This window comes from Gordonia effusa NBRC 100432, from assembly GCF_000241305.1.
Lineage (GTDB): Bacteria > Actinomycetota > Actinomycetes > Mycobacteriales > Mycobacteriaceae > Gordonia > Gordonia effusa.
This window is the reverse complement of sequence record NZ_BAEH01000096.1, coordinates 42,051-65,545: the sequence shown is the minus strand read 5'-3', so window position 1 is coordinate 65,545 and position 23,495 is coordinate 42,051. Positions and strand designations below refer to the sequence as shown.

The following is a 23,495-nucleotide window of genomic DNA, read 5'->3' as shown; positions in this document are numbered from 1 at the left end:
CCTCCAAGCGGGCCCTGTGCGGGGCCAACTCACACCGTCTGGTGAATCGGCCCCGACCGTTCCTCCAGCGCGGCGCCCGTTGCCCCGCCGGTCACCGCGATGACCTGCGCCAGGATCGACACCGCCGTCTGCGCCGGTGTGGCGGCATTGAGGTCAAGGCCAAGCGGGCTGTGCAGTCGAGCAAGCGCCGCTTCGGAGACACCGGACTCTCGCAGCCGGTCCAGACGCTCTTCGCTGGTCTTCCGTGAGCCGAGGGCACCCACGAAGCCCGCTCGAGACTCCAGCGCCAGTCGCAGAGTCGGGACGTCGAAGCGCGAATCATGCGACATCACGCAGATCACCGTGTGCTCGTCCACTCGATCGGCCTCGAGCTCACCTGTCAGATACCGCTGCGGCCAATCGACAACAGTCTGCGCACCCGGGAACCGATCGGCGGTCGCGAATGCCGCCCGCGCATCAACGATAGTCACCCGATAGTCGAGGTGAATCGCCATCTGGCACAACGAGTCCACATAGGGGTTCGCGCCCACAATGATCATCCTGGGCGCTGCTGCGAATCGCTGCACAAAGCGATGCGCGTCACTCGCCGTATCCGCCGTACCCAATTGCCAGCTCGGTCGGGGGCCGATTTCGGTCACCCAGGACGCTTGTTTTCCGGTGGCAATAGCGTCGTGTAGCCGAGTCAGCAGCGGTATCGCGGCATCATCGACCGGCTCGATGAAAACTTCGATCTCACCGCCGCAGGTCAGCCCCGGCCCAAGCCCCAACGGGTCGTCCCGATCAGCCCCGAACCGAATCCGCTCGGCCACTCCGTCGCCGATCACACCGACCGCGCGGGCCGCAACGTCGGCGTCGATGCATCCGCCGGACAAACAGCCGATCACGTCCCCCGACGCGGTAACCACCATCGCGCTGCCCGGCGGGCATGGACTCGATCCTCGCACATCGATAACCCGGGCGAGCGCCACTCGTTCGACGGCAGCCGCGGACATCAACCGCGACAACACGGTTCGGATCATCGTCGTACCTCGTTCCGCATCGCCGTCTCCGCCCATACTCGCGCGGGAGTCATCGGCAGTTGATACATCCGCGCGCTCACGGCATCGGCGATGGCATTCGCCAGAGCGGGAGCAACCGGGTTATAGGGTGATTCACTCATCGATTTCGCTCCGAACGGACCCAGTTCGTCATGAGTTTGCGCGAAACACACTTGCGTCTCGGGCAGATCCGCCACCTGCGGTATGTGATAGTTCCGCAACGTATCGGTCTGGACAACTCCGTCGGTGACCACCATCTCTTCATAGAGTGCGGACCCGATAGCCTGCGCCACACCGCCTTCCACCTGTCCTCGGCACTGCTGGGGGTTCATCACGTACCCGGCGTCGGCAGTCTGCACCGACTGCACGATTCGCACCTCTCCGGTGTCCGGATGTACCGCGACCCGAAACGCCGCGACATTGAACGCGGCCGAGCGCGGTGTGCCGTCATGTCGTCCGTGGCCGACAAAGTCTCTGCCCGACACCGCGACCAGCTCCGACAGTGGGATCTCCGCGCCGGCCCCGCGCGCCACCCCGGAGTCGAGTTCGATATCCACCGGCGCACATCCAAGCTCCCGCGCGGCGGCATCGACGATCTCGCCGCGCAACGCCTCGGCCGCGCGCATGGTCGCCAATCCGGCGACGACCGTACCGGCCGAGCCGAATGCGCCAGTGTCGAATCCGACGAGATCGGTATCGGCCTGTACGAGCCGTATCTGTGACGGATCACAGCTCAGAACCTGTGCCGCGATCTGGGTATGCACGGTGGAGGTGCCGTTGCCGAACTCTGCCGTGCCAACTTCCACCTGAACCTGGCCGCTGCCGGCGAGTCGCGCCCGTGCGTCGGCGAAATGTCCGCGTGGCGGTACCGTCGCGATCATAGCCATCGCCATCCCCTCGCCCAGCCGCCAGCCAGCGTTGACGAATTCCATTCCAGCACGGGCAGATTGGCTCCGTCCGTCGATCAGTAACCGACGCGCGTCATCGAGACACTGGTCGAGCCCGTGACTACCGAATCGCAGGTCGCCATCCTCGACCTCCCAACTGACGAAAGGTTCCCCGGCACGCAGGGCATTGCGACGCCGGAATTCGAAGGGGTCTATTCGCAGACGCGATGCCAACTCGTCCATCGCGGATTCGATGCCGAATAGCACCTGTCCGAGGCCGTACCCGCGAAATGCGCCCGACGGCAGGTTATTGGTGTAGACCGTCTGGCCATCAACTCGCTTGTTCGCACATCGGTACTGAGCCATAGACTCGTTGCATCCGTGAAACAGCACGCCCACACTGTGATTCGCATATGCGCCGGCATCGGAAAGGACATCGATCGCCAACGCCGTGAGCGTCCCGTCCCCGTCTGCCGCGGCGGTAACCCGGACGCTCATCGGATGCCGACACGGCGCAATAGTGAACTGGTCGCTGCGGCTCAACTCGTACGCCGCCGGCCGCCCGGTCACTAGAACCGCAAGCGCAACAAGATCTTCGGCGAGCATCTCCTGCTTCGCACCGAAACCGCCGCCGACGCGAGGTGCGATGACGCGCACCTGCTCGGCCGTCAGTCCGAAAATATGACAAAGTTCGTCGCGAACCAGGAACGGCACTTGGGTACTCGATCGAATCACCAATCGCCCGGACTCATCTCGCCACCCCACCGCGCCATGTGTTTCAAGATGCACATGCTGAACCCGCGCGGTCTGCCAGACACCGGAGACCACCTCTCCGCCCGACTCCCTCGCCGACGCGATACCAGCCGCCACGTCACCGACCTCACCGTGTACTTCCGCGACGATATTGTCCTGTGGGGCGGCGATACGCGAGTCGGCGCCTTTGTCGCCGTGAACCGCGTGGGCTCCGGGGGCTCGAGCCTGCTCGGCATCGAAAACCGCTGGCAATTCCTCAAATTCGGCACTGATCATAGTCAGCGCCCGCGCCGCTATCTGCGGTGTGTCGGCGACCACGGCCGCCACTCGCTGACCGACGAATCGCAGGATTCGATCGAAGACGAGAGTGTCATCCGGATCGTCGGTGCGGTCCTGATGTCTCGCGGTGGAGAAGGCAACTCCGGGGTCGCTGCGATAGGTGAGGACCGCGCGCACTCCGGGCAGACTCGCGGCCGCCGTGGTGTCGATCCGCCTGATCCGCGCCGACGGCGACGGACTGCCCAAAACCGCTATCGCGCCGGTGTCCGCTGGTTGCTCATCCATCGTGTACCGCTCCGTTCCGGTGACCACCCGGGTAGCGGCCGGGGCCGGAATCGAACGCCCACAGGGTGTTTCAGTATCAACAGAGTTGATATCGACCGGCACCTCGCCACGCACCGCAGCGACGATGGGCCGATACCCGGTGCACCGGCACAGGTTCCCCTTAAGGGCCTGCCTGAGATCGGTCACCTCATTGTCGGCCAATTGTGCTGCGGTGACTATCATTCCGGCAGTGCAGAATCCGCACTGGAATGCGGCATGATCGACAAATCGTTGCGCGACCGGATGCAGATCCCGCGATGTGCCGAGTCCGCTGACCGTTGTGATCTCGGCATCCGCGACGCGCTGTACGGGGACTATGCACGAGTGTCGTGCCGTACCGTCGACGAGTACCGAACACGCGCCGCAATCGCCCGCGTCGCAGCCCTTCTTGACCTCGACGTTGCCGTGCTCACGCAAGTAGGTCCGCAGGCACTGACCGGGCCGGGGCAACTCGTCGACCACTACGCCGTTGACTTTCATGACACCAACTCCCCCATCACCTCAGCGGCCAGACGGGTCGTCACCGCGCGACGCCAATCCGCGCGGCCATGTGCATCGGTGTGGAATTCGTTGTCCGGCAACAACGTAACCGCAGCCATGACCCCACTGACATCCGGCGCCTCGACTACGAGTGGACGCCTGGTAGCGGCCGTCACCGATACGTGCAAGCCGGTGGCACCTCGCCGACCGATGACTAACGCTCCCGAACGGCCCAACGGGGCATAGGCGACTTTGCGCATCGCCGTCTCGGCGGTCAGCGCCGAAGCCGGTAGCCGAATCGCACGCAACACATCACCCGAGTCCAATCGGGTGATACCGATGTCACGAACGAAGTCGCTTACGGCACAGACATACTCACTGCCATCGGCGCGCCAGATCACTGCCATGCCATCCAGCGCCACACAGAGCGAGATCATCGCGCCGGCCGGCAACCCGAGGCAGAGGTTGCCGCCGACAGTCGCCGATCGCCAGATCTTCGACGACGCGAGCAGGGCGCGAGCACACTGCGCGAACAGCGGCGCGGCCCGCCAGGCCGCTGGATAGCGCTGTGTGACAAGCCGTTCGATTGTGCAGGTGGCGGCGATCTCCAAGCCACTGTCGGCGATAGTCAGATCCGGCCAGCCGAGGCCGGCCAGATCCACCAGTCGACGCAGATTCGGCTGCGGTTGCGAAAACAGCCAGGTGCCACCGGCTACCACGGCATCCGACGCGGACAGACCCGTTAGGTCCGCGCGACTGCTCGCGGTGACCCATTCATCGATCATCGGCAGGTCCACGAGTCGCCCCTCCAGTCTTCGTCATGCGAGTTCGGTGATCGTGGCCCACCATTGTCCGCATGGCACACACCCCGACCGTCTATCGCGGTCATATTTTCGACATCGCCGGTGCGCCAAGCGCATCCGGCGCGATTGACGCCCTTCGCTCGATTCCCGACGGTGCGCTTGCCGTCGGACCCGACGGCAAGATCGCGTACTGCGGCAGCGCGGGGACCCTGCCCGACGAATTGGCCGACTGGACCGTAGCCGATCATCGACCGGGCTTTCTGATCCCCGGTTTCGTCGACACCCATATCCACTTTCCACAGACCTACTGCGTCGACTCGTTCGGCGGCGGGCAACTCCTCGAATGGTTGACGCAGTGCATCTTTCCAGCCGAATCCCGTTACGCTGATACTGATTTCGCCGAGCAGGCCGCGATCGAATTCTGCAGCCGCCGACTCGCGAGCGGCACCACCGCGGCGATGGTGTTCGGATCGGCCTTCCCGACCGCACAGGACGCGCTGTTCTCCCAATCTGAAGCGGCCGGTCTGCGAACCATTTCCGGGCGCGGCATACAGACCGTCGGTCCGCAGTCCGCTCACGCTCTGCTGACGACCACCGCCGAGGCGATCGAACTGTGCCGCAAAGAGATCAGCGATTGGCATGGCCGCCACCTGTCCGATGTCGCGCTGGTGCCACGCTTTTCGTTGTCGGTCGACACCGCGACATTGGCGGCGCTCGGCGAGCTGTACAGCGAGGTGCGCGGCGACGGTGTGTACTTTCACAGCCATCTCAACGAAAACGCTCGTCCGGGCACCGGCGAGGTGGATGCGACGCTGACCGCTTACGGCGTGCGTTCCTACCTCGATACCTACGACGGACGCTTTCTGCCCGGTTCCGCTATCGGCGGCCCTACCCTGTTGGGACGCCGCAGCATCCTTGCGCATGCCGTTCATTGTGGTGATGACGAACTGGCCAGAATGGCCGAGACAGGAACTTCTATCGCACACTGCCCCACGTCGCAGTTGTTCCTCGGTTCGGGCACCATGCCGTGGCGTCGCACCCACAATTCGGGTGTCACCGTTGCGCTGGGCACCGACGTCGGGGCGGGCGACGAGTGGTTGCTGTCGAGAGTCGCCAACGACTGTTTCAAAGTGCACATGTCCGAACCGGGCGACGCCGCGGTATCGCTGCACCCGGCCGAGTTGTTGTTCGCGGCCACCCTGGCCGGGGCACGTGCGCTCGACCGGGAGAACACATTCGGGAACTTCGACATCGGTAAGGACGCCGACCTGCTGGTGATCGCCCCCGACAACTCGCCCGCGCTGGCGGCCGCGCTGACCAACGCCGAACGTGCCGAAGATGACGAGTCTGCCACCGCCCAAACGCTTTTCACCTTGCTGATGAGGCTGCGTGAGGAGGCGATCAGTACGGTGATAGTGGCCGGACGGGTCGTCAGCGCGGTGCCGCACTAGGTCAACCAGCCGAGCTGCCCGATCCATGCCGCCGGGGCCGCGGGAACGTCATCGCGGAGTACCGTCGCCTGAATCAGGCCATAGGGTCGATCGTCGGCATGGAAGACTTCGTTGTTGTTCTCCAATCCGAATGGACTCAGGTCGTAGACGAAATGATGTTTGTTCGGCGCAGACAAACGGATCTCGGCGATTTCCGGGTATGCCTCCAATACGGCCTTCCCGATCTCATACAGCGTTTGTTGCAAGGCAAGTGAATGCACCTGTGCGAACTCGGCAACGACGATCGACCGTACGCCGGAATAGACCGCGTTCCAATCGATATCGATGCCGATGTAGCGCCACTTGGCCTGTAGCGATGTCGCCATGACCCGATCACTGGTCGGTTCGAGCACCGTATATTCGTCGACCAGAAAGTCTTTGAACTCCGACCCCGTCGACTTCAGCACGACCAGATCCTTGAGGCCGCTGAGCACCCAGGTCCGCTGGTCCTCGCCCACACCGTCGACGGTGATGTCGGCGGTGCGGATCTCCGCGCCGCTGCGTACCCACGTGTGATCATGCTCGGTGCCGTCGACAACCGCTCGCTCCCAGGCGTATTCGTCGATCTCCAGCCGGGCGGAGTCAACCGGTTCGACATCATCGACGAAGTGCCTGGCCAACGCCAAACCGTAATCCTCGATGGCATCGATTCCGAACTCTTTGGCATACGCGTAGATAGTCTGCTTCTGCGTGTCGGTCGGCAGCACTCGGCGCTGGTCGCCGGCGGTATGCGCCAACGCGAAATCGCCGCGCAGCGACGATCCCACGCGGACGTCCTTGATGGTGTGCCGATCGCTATCCCGATTGATCCGAACTACGCGATTCTCGGCTTTACCGTACTGATTGTCTCCCAGAACAATTGACATGAAGCACTCTCCTCAGCTTCCCCGGTAGGTGGAATAGGCAAATGGACTCAGCAGCAGCGGCACGTGATAGTGACTCTCGCCCCGGACGGTGAAAGCGATATCCACTGACGGATAGAATCCGTCGATTCCATTGGCGGCGAACCATTCTCCGGTCGCGAACGTCACTAGATAGTCAGCAGGCGCGAGTATCTGCTCGAACAGGTCGGTGATCCGACCATCTGAATCAGTCACTCCCACAGCCAGTTCGGATCCATCCGGTCCGTAGAGCACCACCCGGATCCCGACTGCCGGGCCACCGGAGACCGCATCAAGCACATGGGTGCTCAGACCACTCATCGCGTCGTGCCGTCGGCCAGCTGATGAACAGGCGTGAGCGCGCGTTCGAGACGGGCACGATTGATCTTGGCCAATTCCATTCGCATTACCCGTCTTTCCACATCAGGGGGGTTATCTATTCGCTCTCGGAGGATTTGCAACAGTTCGTCCGCGGGACGTCCATTGGCGAACACCAGATAGACATGTCCGAACCTGTCCTCGTACTCCACGTTGTATTTCTTCAATTCGGCAAGGGTCTGCTCGTCCGCACCGCTCACGCCGGCTTGTTCCCGTGTCGATGCCGCGCTGTCTGAGCGTTCGCCAATGCGCGGATGCCCCGCCAGCGCCTCGTCGAGGTCGGCGTCGGTCAGCTCCGCCAAGATCAGATCCGCACGGTTGTAGAGGGCCTGCGCATCGCGGAATGGCCGGCCCGCAGCGACGCGGACTGCCCAAATACGGGACGAGCATGTCTCGTAGAACCAGTGGATCGCCTGCGACTCGCGCAATTCGTTGACGCTCTCAATGCCGCGCCATCCCAGTCGGCGCATGTTGATGCCTCCGTTCTCACTTACCAACGGCCACAGTAGGTTTCGCCTCGCTACGACTGGTCCGGTATGCGGCCGAACCTGGCCGATGTCAGCGGGTTCGCATCGGCCACCAGATCGTCGAACCGGTAGTTGGCGATCTTCGCGATCTCGATCAGCGCGAAGGCCCGTTCGCTCGACGTCGAGTTGTCGATTCGGCTCCAGCCATTGCGTAGCACGCGCTCATACCGTTCGGCTTCGCGAGCACATACGACCAGCGGGAAGCCGAACTTCTCCCGATACGCGGTCGCCAACTCCACCACTCGCTGCAACTCCTCGTCGTCGAGATGTTGCAGACTCTTGTGATCGACGGCAGTCATATCGCCGATCTCGTCCTCGGCGCCAAGATCCGGGAAAGCCGTGATCAGCTCCAGCTGTTCGGCATCGCTACCAGTGAGCATCGCCTCCTGAAAGGCGCTGCGCAGGTCGTGTGCATCGGCGAATGGGCGTTGCTCATAGGCACGGTCGGCGACCCAGGTTACCGACTGCACGACATCCCCGAAGGTTGTCCGAAACTGTTGCAGCGTCATCTTATTCACCTCATCGAGGCGGATATCACCGCCACCGGCAACCGCAACACCTCGTCCGCCGAGATGAAAGAACAAGATATTCAACAGAATCGCGGTGATGGCAGCCATCGTGATTCCGGTACTGAATGGGATCTGCAAGATACCCGGCACAGCCTGATCCACCCCCGGCTGCCCAGGTACCGAAACCCGTTGCCCGTTCTCCAAAACCGTTGTCGGAGCGGAGGATTGCTCATGCTCGACATACAGCCCCATCGCCAGCGACGTGCTGGCGATGATGAGATTGCGATGATCGGTGAAGTCGACCTTGGTGAGCGTCTGGATACCGACGATGGCTACGGTCGCGAAGAGGGTAAGTGCCGCTCCTCCGAGCACCGGTGCCGGAATGGATTCGACGATCTTCGCTGTCTTGGGCATGATGCCGAGAACCATCATGATCACTCCGGCCGCCGCGACCACCCACCTGCTCTTCACGCCGGTAAGGCGGACCAGGCCGACATTCTCCGAAAAGGCAGTGTAGGGAAAGGAATTGAACATGCCGCCGATGGCAGTGGCCAGTCCGTCGGCGCGGACCGTCGCGGCGATGTCACTCGCTTTGATCCGCTTGCCGACAATCTCGCCGGTCGCGAAGACCGATCCGGTGGATTCGACTGCGGTTACGAGGAATACGACGATCAGCGAGACGATCGCGACTATGTCGAATCGCGGCATACCAAAGGCGAAGGGGACGGTGAAGCCGAACCAGCTGGCCTCGCCGACGCTGCCGAAGGAGGCATCGCCGGCGATCCAGGCGATCGCGGTACCCGCGATGAGACCGAGTAGCACCGCGATCGTGGCCCAGAAACCTCGGAAGAAGCGTTGCATCAACACGATTGCTAAGAGCGTGCCGACCGCGTACAGCAACCACCGTGGGTTCCCCGGATCATGAAGTCCCTCATGGGGATTAGTCACAGCATCGCCCGCGCCGATTGGCAATAGTGCGACACCGATGATGGTGATCACCGAACCGGTAACCACGGCCGGGAAGAAGCGGATCAGCTTGGCGAAGAAGGGGGCGATGAGAAAGCCGAAAACGCCGGCCGCGATAACCGCGCCGTACACGGTGAGCAAGCCGACCCGACCGCCGCCATGTTCGTTGGCGATCTTGATAACCGGCGCCAGCGTCGCGAACGTGACACCCTGCAATAGGGGCAGGCGTACACCGATTTTCCAGATACCAACTGCCTGCAGCATCGATGCGATACCGCAGGTGAACAGATCTGCGGTGATCAGCATCGTCAACGCCTCGGAATCGAGGTCGATGGCTCGTGCGATCAACAGGGGCACCAACACGGCACCGGCATAGAACGCGATCACGTGTTGGGCACCCAGGGTGATCAGCTGCCCCGGCGGCGGCACCTGATCGACCGGATGCACCCGTTTGCGCTTAGTGGTCGCGGCGATAGGTCTCGCGTCTGCGGTCATGGCAGTTTCCTTCCTCACCGGGGCCGGAATCTCACAGCGGTAGATGCGGCCGTGTGAGAACACCCGTGGGAAGAATTTAGATTGCTGCTATTTCGGGCAAGTTTCGCGTGTGTCAACCACGTTTCAGTCTCGGCGAAGGCACGTCACAGTCGACTCCAGTCGCGAAGTGTGCGCATTCCACGTGGTCGATATCGTCGCGCTCCGCCAAGTAGGAGGCAGCGCCGACATCGCCGGAGAGCCGCTCTAGCATGGCATCGAAATGCGCCGCCCCCAGATAGACCGGGTGTCCCGGGCGGCCGTCGAATGTCGCCCGCGCCAAGATGTCCCGACCCGCCTGTGCGACATCGAGAACCCGTGCCACGACGCGATGATCGACGTCGGGCAGGTCGACGAGATGGACCAGGACACCGTCGACGTCGGGGCCGCGCACCGCGCTGAGCACAGCGCGCAACGTGGCGCCGATGCCTTCCGACCAGTCCTCGACGAAGTGTGCGGTAGCCGGCTCGGGAACATCCACTACTGCCGCACCGAGCGCGACGACCACATCGTCACAGCCGCCGGCGTCGAGGGCGGCTACCGCATTTGAGAGCCATTGGCCTTGTTCCGCAAGCACTTTCGGCATTCCGTATCGGCGGCCGGCACCCGCGGCGAGGAGGATGCCGACGACAGTCATCGGGCAATTGTCGCAGGCACGGACTGAAATCGCCCTTCGGACAGCAAAATGCCCCGACCCATAACGGGTCGGGGCATTTCATCTCAGCTTGTCAGCCGGTTAGATCACCAGCTCGACTTCTGCACACCCGGCAGCTCGCCTGCGTGTGCCATCTCGCGCAGGCACACACGGCATAGGCCGAACTTGCGGTAGACCGAGTGCGGACGTCCGCACTTGTTGCAGCGCGTGTACGCACGCACGGCGAACTTCGGCTTCTTGTTGGCCTTATTGACCAGAGCCTTCTTTGCCATATCAGTTGTCCTTCGCGTTCGCGTCTTTGAACGGGAAGCCCAGTGCGCGAAGCAGCGCACGGCCTTCGTCGTCGGTGGAGGCCGACGTGACAACGGTGATGTCCATACCGCGCGGTCGGTCGATGTTGTCGATGTTGATCTCGTGGAACATCGACTGCTCGTTGAGACCGAAGGTGTAGTTACCGTTGCCGTCGAACTGACGGTCGCTCAGGCCGCGGAAGTCGCGGATACGCGGGAGGGCGATCGACACGAGACGGTCGAGGAACTCCCACATGCGGTCGCCGCGCAGCGTGACGCGCGCACCGATCGGCATGCCCTCGCGCAGCTTGAACTGCGCGATGGACTTGCGGGCCCGACGGATCTCGGGCTTCTGGCCGGTGATCAGGGCGAGGTCGGCGACCGCACCGTTGATCAGCTTGGCGTCACGGGCGGCGTCGCCGACACCCATGTTCACTACGACCTTGACGACGCCCGGGATCTGCATGACGTTGTCGTAGTTGAACTCCTTGTTGAGGGAGTCTTTGATCTCCGCGCGGTAGCGCTGCTTCAGCCGGGGCTGAACCTTTTCAGTGGTGCTCATGTCAGATGTCCTTCCCGTTCTTGCGGGAAATGCGCACGCGCTTGCCGGTTTCCTCGTCGGTCCGGTAGCCCACGCGGGTGGGGTTGCCATCGGAGTCGACGACCATCACGTTGGACACGTGGATCGAGGCTTCCTGCGTGACAATGCCGCCCGACGCCGCGCCGCGCTCGTTGGCTGAGTTCGGGGTGTGCTTCTTGATGCGGTTGACGCCCTCGACGAGGACACGCTCGGTCTTCGGGAAGGCCTGGATGACCTTGCCCTTAGCGCCTTTGTCCTTGCCCGAGACGACGATAACCGTGTCGCCCTTGTGCACCTTCATGTCAGAGCACCTCCGGAGCCAGCGAGACGATCTTCATGAAGCGCTTCTCGCGAAGCTCACGACCGACGGGTCCGAAGATACGGGTTCCGCGCGGGTCGCTCTCGTTCTTGAGGAGGACCGCTGCGTTCTCGTCGAAGCGGATGTACGAGCCATCGGGACGACGACGCTCTTTAGAAGTGCGCACGATGACCGCCTTGACGACCTCGCCCTTCTTGACGTTGCCGCCGGGGATGGCGTCCTTGATGGTGGCGACGATGACGTCGCCGATGCCTGCATAGCGCCGTGCGGAGCCTCCGAGCACGCGGATGCACAAGATTTCCTTGGCACCGGTGTTGTCGGCAACTCGCAGGCGGGATTCCTGCTGAATCACTGATTCTCCTTGAACCGATGTGTATATGCCCGCCGGATTTCCGACCCGACGTGCACGGTCTGCTGCCACCGAAACACGCGCCTGCCTGGGGTTTTGCTTCCCAGTGGGTTCGCGAGCCGATTCGCGACGCAAGCTACGTCGCAGGCAACCGCTCTAGTGTAGGCGAAACCGCAGGTCGGAACCAAATCCGCGCCCCCGGCCTATGCCTCCCCGCCCCCGGACTCCCCTCCTTCCCAAAATTCTGGATAGTGCCCGGACGCCAAGGGCAATCTGCCCCCGACGACGTCGTAGTGTCCAGAATTTTCGAGGCCAATGCGCGCGCACCGTCCACAAGCGCGCCTCCGCGATCGCAGTTATCCCCAACTCCGAAAGTCGCGGGATCCAAATCGCCCTGACGTGCGTCAAAGATCCATGGACGAGCTGGCCCCCGGCGTGTTTCGCGCGAAAGAGTTCAAGAGAAGATTCCACGCAACCTACGAGGAAATCTTCGACGCCGCCGTGTCCGGCTCGATCGACCGCCTGCGTCACGGTTGGTACGCGACACCCAATTCCGATGCCGCCGTGGTCTCGGCTGTCCGCGCCGGAGGCGTTCTGAGTTGCGTCTCGGCACTCAAACATCACGGAGTTTGGGTCGCCCCCGGATACGACGACGTGCATGTCCGAAAGAGCAGATATGCCGAAGAGGTCGGCATCCGATGCTGTCATGCCTTCGGCCGGGTTCCGCCCACACCACACGCCGTCGATTCACTTGCCGTCGCATTCGCCTGCGCTGCACGCTGCATGACCGAAGAACATTGGATCGCCGCCGTCGACAGCGCGCTCAATCTGGGCATGACCTCCGTCAGTCGACTCGAGGCGGCATGGCAGAACACTCCCGTGTGGGTTTCGACAATGCTGGCAAAGTGCGATGGCCGGTCTCAGTCCGGGACCGAGTCCATCGCGCGACTTCGCTTGCGTGCCTTGAATTTTCGCGTCCAGACGCAAGTGTCGATCCCGACGGTCGGGAAGGTGGATCTACTCGTCGGACGCCTCATTATCGAGTGCGATTCGGAGGGCCACCACGGCCCTCGAGACCAACGGCGCAATGACTATCGACGCGACCGCAAAGCGCTGATCGGACGTTGGCTCTGCATCCGCGTCGACTACCAGGACATCCTCTACAACTGGCCGACAATCCTCGCCGACATCCGAATGATCACGAGTACAGACTTGCACCGACGACGGCGAGTCTGAGCATCACAAAATTCGGGACATTGCCCGACGTCCGAGGGCAACTTGCCCTTGGTCGCCGACGATTGTCCAGAATTTTGGGAAGTGCCGGGAGCCGGCCTCGGGCTGCGCCGGGCAGACCGACCCTGGCCGACCTTTCCAAAATTCTGGACATAACCCGGGCGCCAGGGGCAAACTGCCCTTCCCTACGCAGCTATATCCAGAATTTTGGGACCGGCGCTACTTCTGCGCGGGCAGCACGTGCTCGCCGGTCTTGTCACACGACAATGCCAGCGATGAGATGTACTGCTTCTCCCCGTTCGGACCCGGCACGGCCGACGCGATCATGTCCGGCCGCTCAAACTCGATGCCGGTCACGCAGCACATCAGCTTGGCGTCGCTCGGGTTGCCGTACTCGTCGTACATCGGCAGGTCGATGCCGTCGTCGACGCGCCGCAGGTAGTACTTACCCTTGGTCGCGATCGCGATAATCGGCGGGAGCAACACCCCGAGCGCCGCCGCGACCAGCGGCGAATACGGCTTGATCGCCTCCCCGAATACACCGAAGAACACGCCGATCGACGCCCCGGCCGCGACGATCACCGACACAAAACCAACCGGATTGACGTTATACAGCATGCCTCGACGGAATTCCGGAGCCAACGGCGAAAGCTTCAGCAGATACTTGTTGACGACGATGTCGGTCGCCACTACAACAATCCACGCGATACCGCAGTTCGCATAGAAATTGAGCAGACTGTTAAGGAAGCTAAACATATTGGCTTCCATCAGGATCACCGCGATAGCAACATTGACGATCACGAACACCAGGCGGCCCGGGTAAGTCTTCGTCACGCGAGTAAACGAATTGGTCCACGCCAATGAACCAGAGTAGGCGTTGGTGACATTGATCTTGATCTGCGAGATAACAACGAGAATCACCGCCAAGGTGAGCGCCAGCCAATGCGGCATTATGTCTTCGTAGATGGCCAAGAATTGATGAACCGGCTGATTGGCGGTACCGAATCCGTCGGTGACATTTGCGATCAAATAGACCGCGAGAAATAGTCCGACGACCTGTTTAATCGCACCGAATAGCACCCACCCGGGACCAGCGAGCAAGACCGCGGTCCACCACCGGCGCTTATTCTCCGGCGTCTTCGGCGGCATGAACCGCAAATAGTCGATTTGCTCGGCGATCTGCGCGATCAGCGACAGACACACACCGGCCGCCAGCATCACACCAGCGAAGCTCACGCCTTTGCCCAACGGGTTGCCGTCGGCGTCGACACCACTGAACGACAGGAAGGTCTCGACCGAATCCGGGTGTGCGATAAGGAGATAGAGGAATGGGCCGACCATCATGATCAGCCACAGCGGCGTCGTCCACACCTGCAGTTTGGCGAGCGCCTTCATGCCGAAGATGACCAGAGGGATGACCAGCACCGACGACACCAAGTAGCCGACTGGCAGCGGAATCCCCAGACCAAGTTCGAGGCCCTGCGCCATGATCGCTCCCTCAAGAGCGAAGAAGATGAAGGTGAACGACGCGAAGATAAGGTTGGTCAGCACCGAACCGTAATAGCCAAACCCGCTACCGCGAGTAATCAGATCCAGGTCGAGATTGTAGCGCGCGGCATAATAAGACAGCGGGTAACCGGTAATGACCACCACGACCGCGAAAAACAGGATCCCCCATAGGGCGTTCCCAGTTCCGTTCGCGATACCGATATTCGCACCGATCGCGAAATCGGCGAGATAGGCGATGCCGCCGAGCGCCGACGTCGCCACAACGGCGGGACCCCATTTGCGGTAACTGCGCGGCGCGAACCGCAATGTGTAATCTTCAAGAGTCTCTTTCAGAGCGTCCCGTTCGCCGACATTCACGGCGGCACGGGGCGTAACGGCATCAAGCTGTTCAGTCATCCGGTTCTCCAATTTCCGCACGGTGAAACACCGCAACGAGAAGAACCTATGAATGTGATGTTGTGGCCGTGCGTCCGAAATGTTTCAGGCAGGAAACATCAGACAGCGGAAGGCGATTCTCGACGAGTCTTCACGAACACAACGGCCCAGGTCGCCAGCAGCAATCCGGTGAGCCACAGGCCCAAGTCGTCGATGTCGAGCGCGCCCAGCCAAGCCACCGGGCCGCCCCAGCCAAACGCGGTCGTGGCGACTTCGGCAAGTTCAACGCCGCCGATCACCACGGCTACGACGACCGACAGGCCGGTCATCGCAATGGAATAGGTCTGTGCCCGCGACCGCCGGCGCAACGCATCCGGACCATCCGGTGACCACGCGTAGGCGCGGCGCATGACCGCGCCCTGAGTGGTATCGAGCAGCGACATTCCGGCGGCGAAAAGCACCGGCAGCGTCAACACAGCCCACCAGGGCACATGACTCAGACTGGCCGCGCCGGCCAGTGCCAGCAGGCCGATCTCGGTCGCGGTGTCGAAACCGAACCCGAATAGCAGGCCGACCACATACATCCGCCACGGACGGTCGACGACGCGATCGAACGACCCCAGCAACCGCCACATCATGCCGCCCGACGCCGCCGCCGCCGAGTCAGAATCAGCCCGCCTGCGCACGACCAGCGACCGCACATTGACCGCCGCGATGACGAGTAGGAACACGCCCGACACCGTCGGACCCCACATCCCGGTGGCGACCATCCACGACGAACCGTCGTCGCGTAATGCCGAACCGGCCGCGCTGATTCCGACAGTCAGTACGACGCACAGAGCGAACACGATCGTCGAATGCCCAAGGGAGAACCAGAATCCAATCGCCGATGTCGGCCGCCCACGATCGACGAAACGTCTGGTGGTGTTATCAATCGCGGCGATGTGATCGGCGTCGAACGCATGCCGCATCCCCAGCGCGTACGCGGTTAAACCGACACCCAGCGTTGCCAATCCACCAGCCGTATCACCAAGATTCACCCCCGACGGCACGACCAGCAGCAGTAACCCGCCCCAACCGATGAGATGTAAGAGGGTGATCGTGATGACGGCAATGACCGATCCTCGGTCCAAGCCAGTCGCCTTCGCGCGCACTTCAGCGAACATCGACTTCCTCCACACTCTCTTCGCTAGCGGATGCGGCATCACGCCAACATTCCCACACGTGATCCAACTCGCTCAGGTGCGCCTGCATCCCCAAGTATCGCGCGAGTGCTCCCGGCTGTTCCAATAGCAGATCCACGTCCGATACCGGTGGCCGGAAGCCGACGGCCAAAACTGTGTCCAGAACGCGTTGCGAGCCAAGGATTCCCGGCTCTGCGCGCCGTGGATCGCGCTCAACGGATTCGACGATGACCGGCACATCATCGCGAAAGACGTCGGTCCGCAGACTCAACCGGCCGCCGCGCTCTCCATCCCGTCCGAGCACGGTGGTCTCGCGAAGAAGCGCCCGCGCGCCGTCGGCTAGATCCATCCGCATCGTCCGAATGACATTCGCGCCCGTGGCCACCACCAGCGGAAGGCCGTGCCAGCACAGCAAACCGCCGACGCCGACACGGATCCGCACCGTCCACGACGACGGAACTCCTTGCGCGTCATAGGCGACCGTGCCGCCGATGTCAGTCAAGTCCAGCCGACACCCCGGCCCGACGACGATCTCGATTTCCACTCGGTCACCACCGAGAAGCAGGGCACCGCCGGCGACCAATGCGACCGATGCCTCCGCCGCGGTGCGCGAAATTAACCGCGGCACAAGTAATCCGGCTGCCATCTCCACCGATGCGGCTTGCGCACCGGCTCGAATAGCCACTCGGGTCAACGGCATCAGTGTGAATGCGAATGATCGCCGTGTGTGTGGATGTAGCCGCCATCCTCATCCGCGTGAAAATGGGGCGCCATCGGTCCCGGGTCGATGGCGGTATGGTCGCCAGATTGATATGCCGCGAGCACCGCGAGAACCCACGCCTTCAACGCCGCCACCGATGCCTCGTCGGTACGCGACAACGCCAGCACCGGGCCGCCCTCGCGCGCCGACGTCGCGTCGGCGACCATCAGTTCGACGTCGACACCGACATAGGGAGCCAGGTCAGTCTTGTTTACTACCAACAGATCTGCTCGTGCGATACCCGGCCCACCTTTGCGCGCCACATCGCCGCCACCGGCAACATCGAGTACGAAAATCTGTGCGTCGACCAGCGCCGGTGAGAAGGTTGCCGTCAGATTATCGCCGCCGGACTCGATAATCACGACGTCGAGCGGCGCGAAGTCACGTTCCAGGTCCTCGGCGGCAAGGAGATTCGCGGTTACGTCGTCGCGAATCGCGGTATGCGGGCACGCGCCCGTCTCGACCGCGCGAATCCGCTCGGGGTTCAGTACGCCGGCCGACCGCAGGAATTTCGCATCTTCGTCGGTGTAGATATCATTGGTGATGACACCCAGTCGTAACTCATCGGCGAGCACCCGGCAGACGGTGGCGATCAGCGACGATTTGCCGGTGCCGACCGGTCCGGCGACTCCCAGGCGCAAGGCCCGCAACGGGGCCGATCCGGCGGAATCGGCTGGGTTAGAGTGATTTTCAGGCACGGAATAACCTTTGACTCAGGAGGGCATGAGCTTGCGCCCATCCCTCGGCTTGCGGGGCACCGGCTGCTGGTATCGCGGCCGGATCGACGAGGGCGGCAATATCCTCCACGGCGTCGTCGAGCACCGTACAGACATGCACGACCCAGCCGGTCACTTCGGCCGGGTCCCGAGGTTCAAGTTTCAATAAAGCCGCTGCCGCACTTGCGGTTTCGTCGTAGATGGCCAATCGCACCAGATCCCGTGGATCCATCCCCGACTCGGCCGCGATAACTCCGAGCACGATCGCTCTCGGCGCCGGCCTCGGCCACGAAGCGAGTTCGGCCAGCAGCGTCGACGACGGCCACAGATGGCCGGCGAGCCGCAGATAGCCTCGGCCCAGATGCCGCGCGGCGTCACGCAGCACATTCGAGGGTGTCCGCGCCGACCAGGCATGCACCACCGATTCCAGCCCAACCGGCTCGACCAGTGCCAAATGCCTTGCGACGACGGCAGTTCCGGCTTCGACAACGCCGGTTGACCGCGCTCGAGCGAGCAGGAAGTCGGGTACGTCACGAACCGGCAGCCCGGCTCGCAGCGCAGGTTCGAGACCGGCCGAATGCGCATGCCCTCCCGACGGCAACCGCGCATCGGCAAGCAGCATTGCGACGGTCGCCGAAGGCAATGGAAACGACAGTTCGGTCACAGCAACCCTCAGAACATCGAATAGAGTTGCGCCAGTGGTAGATCCGACGCGGGCGCCGGGACGACCGGTTCACCGTCGATGGCGATTTCGAAAGTGTCCGGGGCAATATCGATACGCGGCAACGCGTTATTGTTCTTCAAATCCGCCTTGCCGACGTCGCGGGTCGGCCGCACCGCGGCGAGTCGACGTCGAAGTCCGAGCCGGTGCGCCAGGCCATCGTCGAGCGCAGCGGGAGCTACGAACGAAATGGACAGGTCGGCACCAATAGCGTCGCCGAATGCCGGCCGCATCAGAATCGGTTGCGGCGTAGGGATCGACGCGTTGGGATCACCGAGCGCCGCCCAGACCAGGCCACCGCCTTTGATTACCACCGACGGTCGTACGCCGAAGAATTTCGGGTCCCACAGCACCAAGTCGGCGAGTTTGCCTATCTCAACCGAGCCGACCTCATGGTCGATGCCGTGTGCGATAGCCGGATTGATCGTGTACTTCGCGACATAACGCCTGGCCCGTTCGTTGTCGGCGGGCAGCGCGGAACCGAGCGGTCCGCGTCGCGCCTTCATTACATGCGCGACCTGCCAGGTGCGGGTGATCACCTCACCGATCCGCCCCATCGCCTGGGCATCGGACGATGTGATCGACAGGGCGCCGAGGTCGTGCAGGACGTCTTCTGCCGCAATTGTTGTCGCGCGGATTCGAGACTCGGCGAACGCGAGGTCCTCGGGTACCGCGGGGTTCAGGTGGTGGCAGACCATCAGCATGTCGAGATGTTCGGCGACGGTATTGACGGTATGCGGCAGGGTCGGGTTGGTAGATCCCGGAATGATATGCGGCAGACCGGCGATGGAGAGGATATCGGGAGCATGACCGCCGCCGGCCCCCTCCACATGGAAGGCGTGGATCGACCGGCCACCAATCGCGTCGATAGTCGATTCGACAAACCCCGCCTCGTTGAGGGAATCCGAGTGCAGTGCGACCTGAAGGCCCCACTCGCCGGCCGCGGTCAGTGCGGCGTCGATGGCGGCGGGTGTCGAGCCCCAGTCCTCATGGACTTTGTATCCCGCCGCACCGCCGAGAGCCTGTTCGGCCAAGCCTTCGACGGAGACGGTGTTGCCCTTGCCGAGCAGTAATACGTTGAGCGGCAACGAGTCCAGTGCGCGGTGCATCGTGGATAAATGCCACGCGCCGGGGGTAACCGTAGTGGCTTTCGATCCCTCCGATGGGCCGGTGCCGCCGCCGCCGATGGTGGTGATGCCGGTCGCCAATGCCTCGTGGCATTGGGACGGCGAGATCAGATGCACGTGCGAGTCGATCGCACCGGCGGTGAGGATCTTGCCTTCGCCGGCAATAACATCGGTTGACGGTCCGATGACCAGCGCCGGGTCGACGCCATCGGAAATATCGGGGTTACCGGCGCGGCCGAGCCCGACGATCCGTCCATCGCGAATCCCGACATCGACTCGCTCAATTCCCCACCAGTCCAGCACAACGACATTGGTGATCACCGTGTCGAGCGCGCCGTCGGCGCGAGACAGAGTCGACTGCGCCATCGATTCGCGGATCGATTTACCCCCGCCGAATATCGCTTCCTCGCCGCCCACGGTGCGGTCGGCCTCGATCTCGATCCAGAGATCGGTATCCCCGAGGCGCACTTGATCACCCGCGGTGGGGCCATAGATCGCGGCATAGCGCTCCCGGCTGATCGACACCATCAGCGATCCCCTTCGTCGAGTGCGGCGCGCGCCCCATTGCCGCGCTGCAGGCCCGGCACCCTCCGTGCGCCGGCCAAGGCCACCGCATCGAGTTGCCGAGACGCGCCCGGCTCGAATCTCTGTGACGTTCCCGACGGTATGTCGAGACGGAAGCCGTGCGCGGCCTGTCGGTCAAAACTCAACGCGCCGTTGGCGTCTGGCAGATGCAGGTGTGATCCAACCTGCACCGGCCGGTCCCCGGCGTTGACAAAGACCAGCGTTATCCGTTGCGCCGCAGTACGATCCGCGTTGAGTTCGATAGTTCCCGGGCGGACCCGAATAGCTCCCGGCCCGGTCGTCGATCCCGCAGCCATTACGCCTCCTCGATCGGATGATGCAGTGTCACCAGCTTGCGACCGTCGGGAAAAGTCGCCTCGATCTGAATATCGGCGATCATCTCGGCGACGCCGGGCATTACTTGCTCACGACGCAGCACAGCGCGTCCGGACTCCATGAGTTCGGCGACGCCCCGACCTTCGCGGGCCCGCTCAATCACCCACGTCGACAACAATGCGACCGCTTCGGGATAGTTGAGCAGTACCCCGCGTTCCAATCGATCCCGCGCCACCATGCCGGCCACCGAGAGCAACAGTTTTTCGGTGTCCCCCGGAGTCAGATGCATCGAGAGTCCATTCACGCGGAGCACCGCCGGGCGCGGTACGGATGCCGATGAGTTTGCCACCGATTAGCTCACCGCCACACCACCACCGGGCCGTCAGGCGACGTTTAGGCCGGTCACCGACCGACGGCTAACACGATCGGTACCGACGCGAAACATCGTGGTAACGCCATCAACCGGCGAACGGTCGTCGAGCATCATCGCGACGACCTGCGCGGACTGTCGGTCCCACCGCATACACTCAGCTGGAGATCACCGATCGAAAGGCCCACCCGCGTGAAATCGCTCCACCGCTTGTTCGCGTTCCCCGCCGTCGTCGTCGCGGTCCTCACCGTCGCGGGTCTGAGCGCCGCGCCGGCACCGGCGGCGCCGAAGAGTTCGATCGTCACCGTCGATCACGACAACGCGCGACAGGACACCGCATTGGTGTATTCGGCTGCGATGCGCCGCTCGGTGGCGGTAACCATCCTCAAGCCGCGCAACACCTCGAAACCCGCCCCGACGCTTTACTTGCTCAATGGCGCGGGCGGCGGCGAAGATTCCGCGACGTGGGGAGCGCGCACCAACTATACGAAGTTCTTCGCGGACAAGAATGTCTACGTCGTGACACCGATCGGCGGCGCATTCTCCTATTACACCGACTGGCAGCGACGCGATCCGGTACTCGGCGTCAACAAGTGGCAAACCTTCCTCACCAAAGAGCTTCCGCCACTCATTAATTCGCACTACAAGACCAACGGTGTCAACGCGATCGCCGGCATTTCGATGGCGGGCACGTCGGTATTCAACCTCGCTATCGCGGCGCCGAAACTCTATCGTTCGGTAGCCGCGTTCAGTGGCTGCGCACGCACCAGTGACCCTGTCGGCCAGGCGTATATCCGGATGGTCGTGGAAAGTCGCGGCGGTGGCACCATCACCAATATGTGGGGGCCATTGAATGGTCCGGGATGGCGCGCCAACGATCCCTATCTGAACGCGGCCCGACTGCGCGGGCTGAAGATCTACATGACGACGGGTACCGGATTGCCGGGCAGCCATGAGCGATTGACTGACAAGGCGATTGGCGGTGACACGTCGGCGTTGGCTAATCAGGTAGTCCTGGGTGGTCTCATCGAAGCGGGAATCGACCAGTGCACGTCGCAGATGGCCACACGTCTGGCGCAATTACGTATCCCTGCGCGGGTCACCAAGCGGGCCACCGGAACTCATTCCTGGAGCTATTGGGAAGAAGATCTGCACCGCACGTGGCCCTACCTGGCGCGGGATCTCCACGTTCGATAGGTGACCAGTACCTACTCGCGCTCTAACGACGGGGCGGTCGACGCGTAGATTGTGCATTCGCCACATCGAGTCAGCAAGTCGTGCTCGCAGCCAATCACATGTTCCAAGAACCGTTCGGCATCCTCAAGCTTCGCTCGCTGTTCCTTGATTCGCCGTAGGTGGTGTTCGATCGTTGTGGTCCTGTCCACCTCACCGCGGTGCAGCACCCGGCGAATATCCGACAGGCTCATGCCGACCTCCTGACATGCCCGCAGAACCTGCAATCGGCGCAGATGTTCATCCGTGTAGTCCCGATGACCCGACGCCAAGCGGTCGGGTACTACGACGTTCATCTCGTCCCAATGCCTGAGCGCGTGTATCGGTACCCCCAGGCGCTCGGCCGCCTGTCCAACTCTCATACGCCCATTGTGCCCTTGACCTCAGGTCGACCTGAGGTTCTAGGGTGGCGCCATGCAGCTAGCCGAATCACGATTGCCGACGCCGCGCTACGTCGAGTTCAGCGGTACAAATGTGGCCACATACGTACTCGAACCCGAACGATCGATGGGCGACGTCGTCTTCTGTCACGGCACGCCGTGGTCGGCGCAGGTGTGGGCCGACGTCGCGTACCGACTGGGGTCCAACTACCGAGTGTTCTTGTGGGATATGCCCGGATATGGTCACTCGATCGGACCGGCCGACACTCCGCTTGACCTCCCGACCCAGATGTCGAGGTTCAGCGAGTTGCTCGCTCACTGGGAGCTGGAGAGACCGCATGTCGTCGCGCACGACATCGGTGGAGCGGTGGCGCTGGGCGCACACCTGTTGCACGACAACGACTTTGCCGCGCTATTTCTCTGGGATGTCGTGACTCTCGCCCCCTGGGGTTCGCCCTTCTTCCGCCTCGTCGCCGATCACTCCGAGGTATTCGCCCAACTACCCGGTCCGCTGCACGCGGCCCTGGTGCAGGAATACATCTCCGCAGCAGCGCACCATCGACTCGACAGTGAATGGCTCGACCGCCTATGCCAACCGTGGCTCGGCGAATCGGGGCAGAGAGCGTTCTACCGTCAGATCGCTTCATTACGACCCGAGCACACAGAGCCCGTCGCCGACCGTCTGCCGCGAACGCGCTGTGGGGTCGAAATCGGCTGGGGCACCGACGATCCGTGGCTTCCCTTCGCCCAGGCAACCCGACTGCGCGATCAACTCCCCGGCGACCAGTCTGTCGTTCGCATCGAGGGCGCCGGTCACCTCACTCCAATCGAAACACCTATCCACGTGGGCGACGAGCTCGAAGAATGGCTCACCCGAACCGGCATAGCTCTCACCACGGACAATCGCGAGCATTCACCGAAAAACTAGAACTCGTTCTTGTTTTGGCTT

General features: G+C 62.7%; 26 protein-coding genes. 4 read left to right on the top strand and 22 right to left on the bottom strand.

Translation table 11 applies throughout. The annotated features are described in order from the left end of the window. Positions 1–29: 29 nt before the first annotated feature. The 3 genes from GOEFS_RS17115 to GOEFS_RS17105 are packed head-to-tail and all read right to left on the bottom strand — an operon-like array spanning position 30 to position 4,557. The gene (locus GOEFS_RS17115; RefSeq protein WP_007319201.1) at positions 30–1,019 is read right to left on the bottom strand and encodes an XdhC family protein; all 990 of its coding nucleotides are present in this window, start codon (positions 1,017–1,019) and stop codon (positions 30–32) included. After that, complete coding sequence (locus GOEFS_RS17110) at positions 1,016–3,760, bottom strand: molybdopterin-dependent oxidoreductase (RefSeq protein WP_007319200.1); 2,745 nt, start codon at positions 3,758–3,760, stop codon at positions 1,016–1,018. Before GOEFS_RS17110 ends, GOEFS_RS17115 begins: the two co-directional genes overlap by 4 nt. Beyond that, positions 3,757–4,557 carry an FAD binding domain-containing protein gene (locus GOEFS_RS17105; RefSeq protein WP_007319199.1) on the bottom strand — a complete coding sequence of 267 codons (801 nt, stop codon included), beginning with the start codon at positions 4,555–4,557 and terminating at the stop codon, positions 3,757–3,759. Before GOEFS_RS17105 ends, GOEFS_RS17110 begins: the two co-directional genes overlap by 4 nt. A gap of 59 nt (positions 4,558–4,616) precedes the next feature. On the opposite strand from GOEFS_RS17105, the gene GOEFS_RS17100 reads away from it, so the two are divergent. Continuing rightward, positions 4,617–6,014, top strand: a complete 1,398-nt coding sequence (locus GOEFS_RS17100; RefSeq protein WP_007319198.1) for a guanine deaminase — start codon at positions 4,617–4,619, stop codon at positions 6,012–6,014. Here GOEFS_RS17100 and pucL read toward each other — a convergent pair. From pucL to rplN, 9 genes are all read right to left on the bottom strand, one after another. Beyond that, the gene (gene pucL / locus GOEFS_RS17095) at positions 6,011–6,919 is read right to left on the bottom strand and encodes a factor-independent urate hydroxylase (RefSeq protein ID WP_007319197.1); all 909 of its coding nucleotides are present in this window, start codon (positions 6,917–6,919) and stop codon (positions 6,011–6,013) included. The genes GOEFS_RS17100 and pucL overlap by 4 nt on opposite strands. Positions 6,920–6,931: 12 nt before the next feature. Next, positions 6,932–7,255, bottom strand: coding sequence for a hydroxyisourate hydrolase (gene uraH, locus GOEFS_RS17090; protein WP_007319196.1), 324 nt, complete (start codon positions 7,253–7,255; stop codon positions 6,932–6,934). Then, positions 7,252–7,782, bottom strand: a complete 531-nt coding sequence (uraD, locus tag GOEFS_RS17085; RefSeq protein WP_007319195.1) for a 2-oxo-4-hydroxy-4-carboxy-5-ureidoimidazoline decarboxylase — start codon at positions 7,780–7,782, stop codon at positions 7,252–7,254. Before uraD (GOEFS_RS17085) ends, uraH begins: the two co-directional genes overlap by 4 nt. Positions 7,783–7,832: 50 nt before the next feature. Beyond that, complete coding sequence (gene uraD / locus GOEFS_RS17080) at positions 7,833–9,809, bottom strand: 2-oxo-4-hydroxy-4-carboxy-5-ureidoimidazoline decarboxylase (protein ID WP_007319194.1); 1,977 nt, start codon at positions 9,807–9,809, stop codon at positions 7,833–7,835. A 112-nt stretch (positions 9,810–9,921) separates the two neighbouring features. Next, a complete protein-coding gene (locus GOEFS_RS17075; protein ID WP_007319193.1) occupies positions 9,922–10,482 on the bottom strand; it encodes a nucleotidyltransferase family protein in 561 nt (186 codons plus the stop codon). 104 nt (positions 10,483–10,586) lie between these two features. Continuing rightward, the gene (locus GOEFS_RS17070; RefSeq protein WP_007319192.1) at positions 10,587–10,772 is read right to left on the bottom strand and encodes a type Z 30S ribosomal protein S14; all 186 of its coding nucleotides are present in this window, start codon (positions 10,770–10,772) and stop codon (positions 10,587–10,589) included. A gap of 1 nt (position 10,773) precedes the next feature. Further along, positions 10,774–11,352, bottom strand: coding sequence for a 50S ribosomal protein L5 (rplE, locus tag GOEFS_RS17065; protein ID WP_007319191.1), 579 nt, complete (start codon positions 11,350–11,352; stop codon positions 10,774–10,776). 1 nt (position 11,353) lies between these two features. Then, positions 11,354–11,671 carry a 50S ribosomal protein L24 gene (gene rplX, locus GOEFS_RS17060; protein ID WP_007319190.1) on the bottom strand — a complete coding sequence of 106 codons (318 nt, stop codon included), beginning with the start codon at positions 11,669–11,671 and terminating at the stop codon, positions 11,354–11,356. A gap of 1 nt (position 11,672) precedes the next feature. Next, positions 11,673–12,041: a 50S ribosomal protein L14 gene (rplN, locus tag GOEFS_RS17055; RefSeq protein WP_007319189.1), complete on the bottom strand. Its 369-nt coding sequence runs from the start codon at positions 12,039–12,041 to the stop codon at positions 11,673–11,675. Between the two features lie 411 nt (positions 12,042–12,452). Here rplN and GOEFS_RS17050 point away from each other — a divergent pair, with 411 nt between their 5' ends. Continuing rightward, positions 12,453–13,274, top strand: coding sequence for a hypothetical protein (locus GOEFS_RS17050; RefSeq protein WP_007319188.1), 822 nt, complete (start codon positions 12,453–12,455; stop codon positions 13,272–13,274). 216 nt (positions 13,275–13,490) lie between these two features. Here GOEFS_RS17050 and GOEFS_RS17045 read toward each other — a convergent pair whose 3' ends face one another. From GOEFS_RS17045 to GOEFS_RS23505, 9 genes are all read right to left on the bottom strand, one after another. Beyond that, positions 13,491–15,176, bottom strand: a complete 1,686-nt coding sequence (locus GOEFS_RS17045) for a purine-cytosine permease family protein (RefSeq protein ID WP_007319187.1) — start codon at positions 15,174–15,176, stop codon at positions 13,491–13,493. 98 nt (positions 15,177–15,274) lie between these two features. Then, positions 15,275–16,321: a HoxN/HupN/NixA family nickel/cobalt transporter gene (locus tag GOEFS_RS17040; RefSeq protein WP_007319186.1), complete on the bottom strand. Its 1,047-nt coding sequence runs from the start codon at positions 16,319–16,321 to the stop codon at positions 15,275–15,277. Then, positions 16,311–17,039, bottom strand: a complete 729-nt coding sequence (locus GOEFS_RS17035; RefSeq protein ID WP_007319185.1) for an urease accessory protein UreD — start codon at positions 17,037–17,039, stop codon at positions 16,311–16,313. The genes GOEFS_RS17040 and GOEFS_RS17035 overlap by 11 nt, the downstream gene beginning before the upstream one ends. Beyond that, a complete protein-coding gene (gene ureG, locus GOEFS_RS17030) occupies positions 17,039–17,797 on the bottom strand; it encodes an urease accessory protein UreG (protein WP_007319184.1) in 759 nt (252 codons plus the stop codon). The genes GOEFS_RS17035 and ureG overlap by 1 nt, the downstream gene beginning before the upstream one ends. Continuing rightward, positions 17,790–18,479, bottom strand: a complete 690-nt coding sequence (locus tag GOEFS_RS17025) for an urease accessory protein UreF (RefSeq protein WP_007319183.1) — start codon at positions 18,477–18,479, stop codon at positions 17,790–17,792. The genes ureG and GOEFS_RS17025 overlap by 8 nt, the downstream gene beginning before the upstream one ends. Before the next feature lie 8 nt (positions 18,480–18,487). Further along, complete coding sequence (locus tag GOEFS_RS17020; RefSeq protein ID WP_007319182.1) at positions 18,488–20,191, bottom strand: urease subunit alpha; 1,704 nt, start codon at positions 20,189–20,191, stop codon at positions 18,488–18,490. Next, positions 20,191–20,544, bottom strand: a complete 354-nt coding sequence (gene ureB / locus GOEFS_RS17015; RefSeq protein ID WP_007319181.1) for an urease subunit beta — start codon at positions 20,542–20,544, stop codon at positions 20,191–20,193. Before ureB ends, GOEFS_RS17020 begins: the two co-directional genes overlap by 1 nt. Further along, entirely contained in the window at positions 20,544–20,852 is a 309-nt protein-coding gene (locus GOEFS_RS17010; protein WP_007319180.1) for an urease subunit gamma, read from the bottom strand. The genes ureB and GOEFS_RS17010 overlap by 1 nt, the downstream gene beginning before the upstream one ends. Before the next feature lie 93 nt (positions 20,853–20,945). Beyond that, positions 20,946–21,086 carry a hypothetical protein gene (locus GOEFS_RS23505; protein WP_170323189.1) on the bottom strand — a complete coding sequence of 47 codons (141 nt, stop codon included), beginning with the start codon at positions 21,084–21,086 and terminating at the stop codon, positions 20,946–20,948. Positions 21,087–21,125: 39 nt separating this feature from the next. On the opposite strand from GOEFS_RS23505, the gene GOEFS_RS17005 reads away from it, so the two are divergent. Continuing rightward, a complete protein-coding gene (locus tag GOEFS_RS17005; protein WP_007319179.1) occupies positions 21,126–22,130 on the top strand; it encodes an alpha/beta hydrolase in 1,005 nt (334 codons plus the stop codon). 11 nt (positions 22,131–22,141) lie between these two features. Here GOEFS_RS17005 and GOEFS_RS17000 read toward each other — a convergent pair whose 3' ends face one another. Then, on the bottom strand, positions 22,142–22,528 hold the full coding sequence (locus GOEFS_RS17000; RefSeq protein WP_040525361.1) for a MerR family transcriptional regulator: 387 nt from the start codon (positions 22,526–22,528) through the stop codon (positions 22,142–22,144). 52 nt (positions 22,529–22,580) lie between these two features. On the opposite strand from GOEFS_RS17000, the gene GOEFS_RS16995 reads away from it, so the two are divergent. Further along, complete coding sequence (locus tag GOEFS_RS16995; protein ID WP_007319177.1) at positions 22,581–23,474, top strand: alpha/beta fold hydrolase; 894 nt, start codon at positions 22,581–22,583, stop codon at positions 23,472–23,474. The last annotated feature ends 21 nt before the right edge of the window (positions 23,475–23,495 follow it).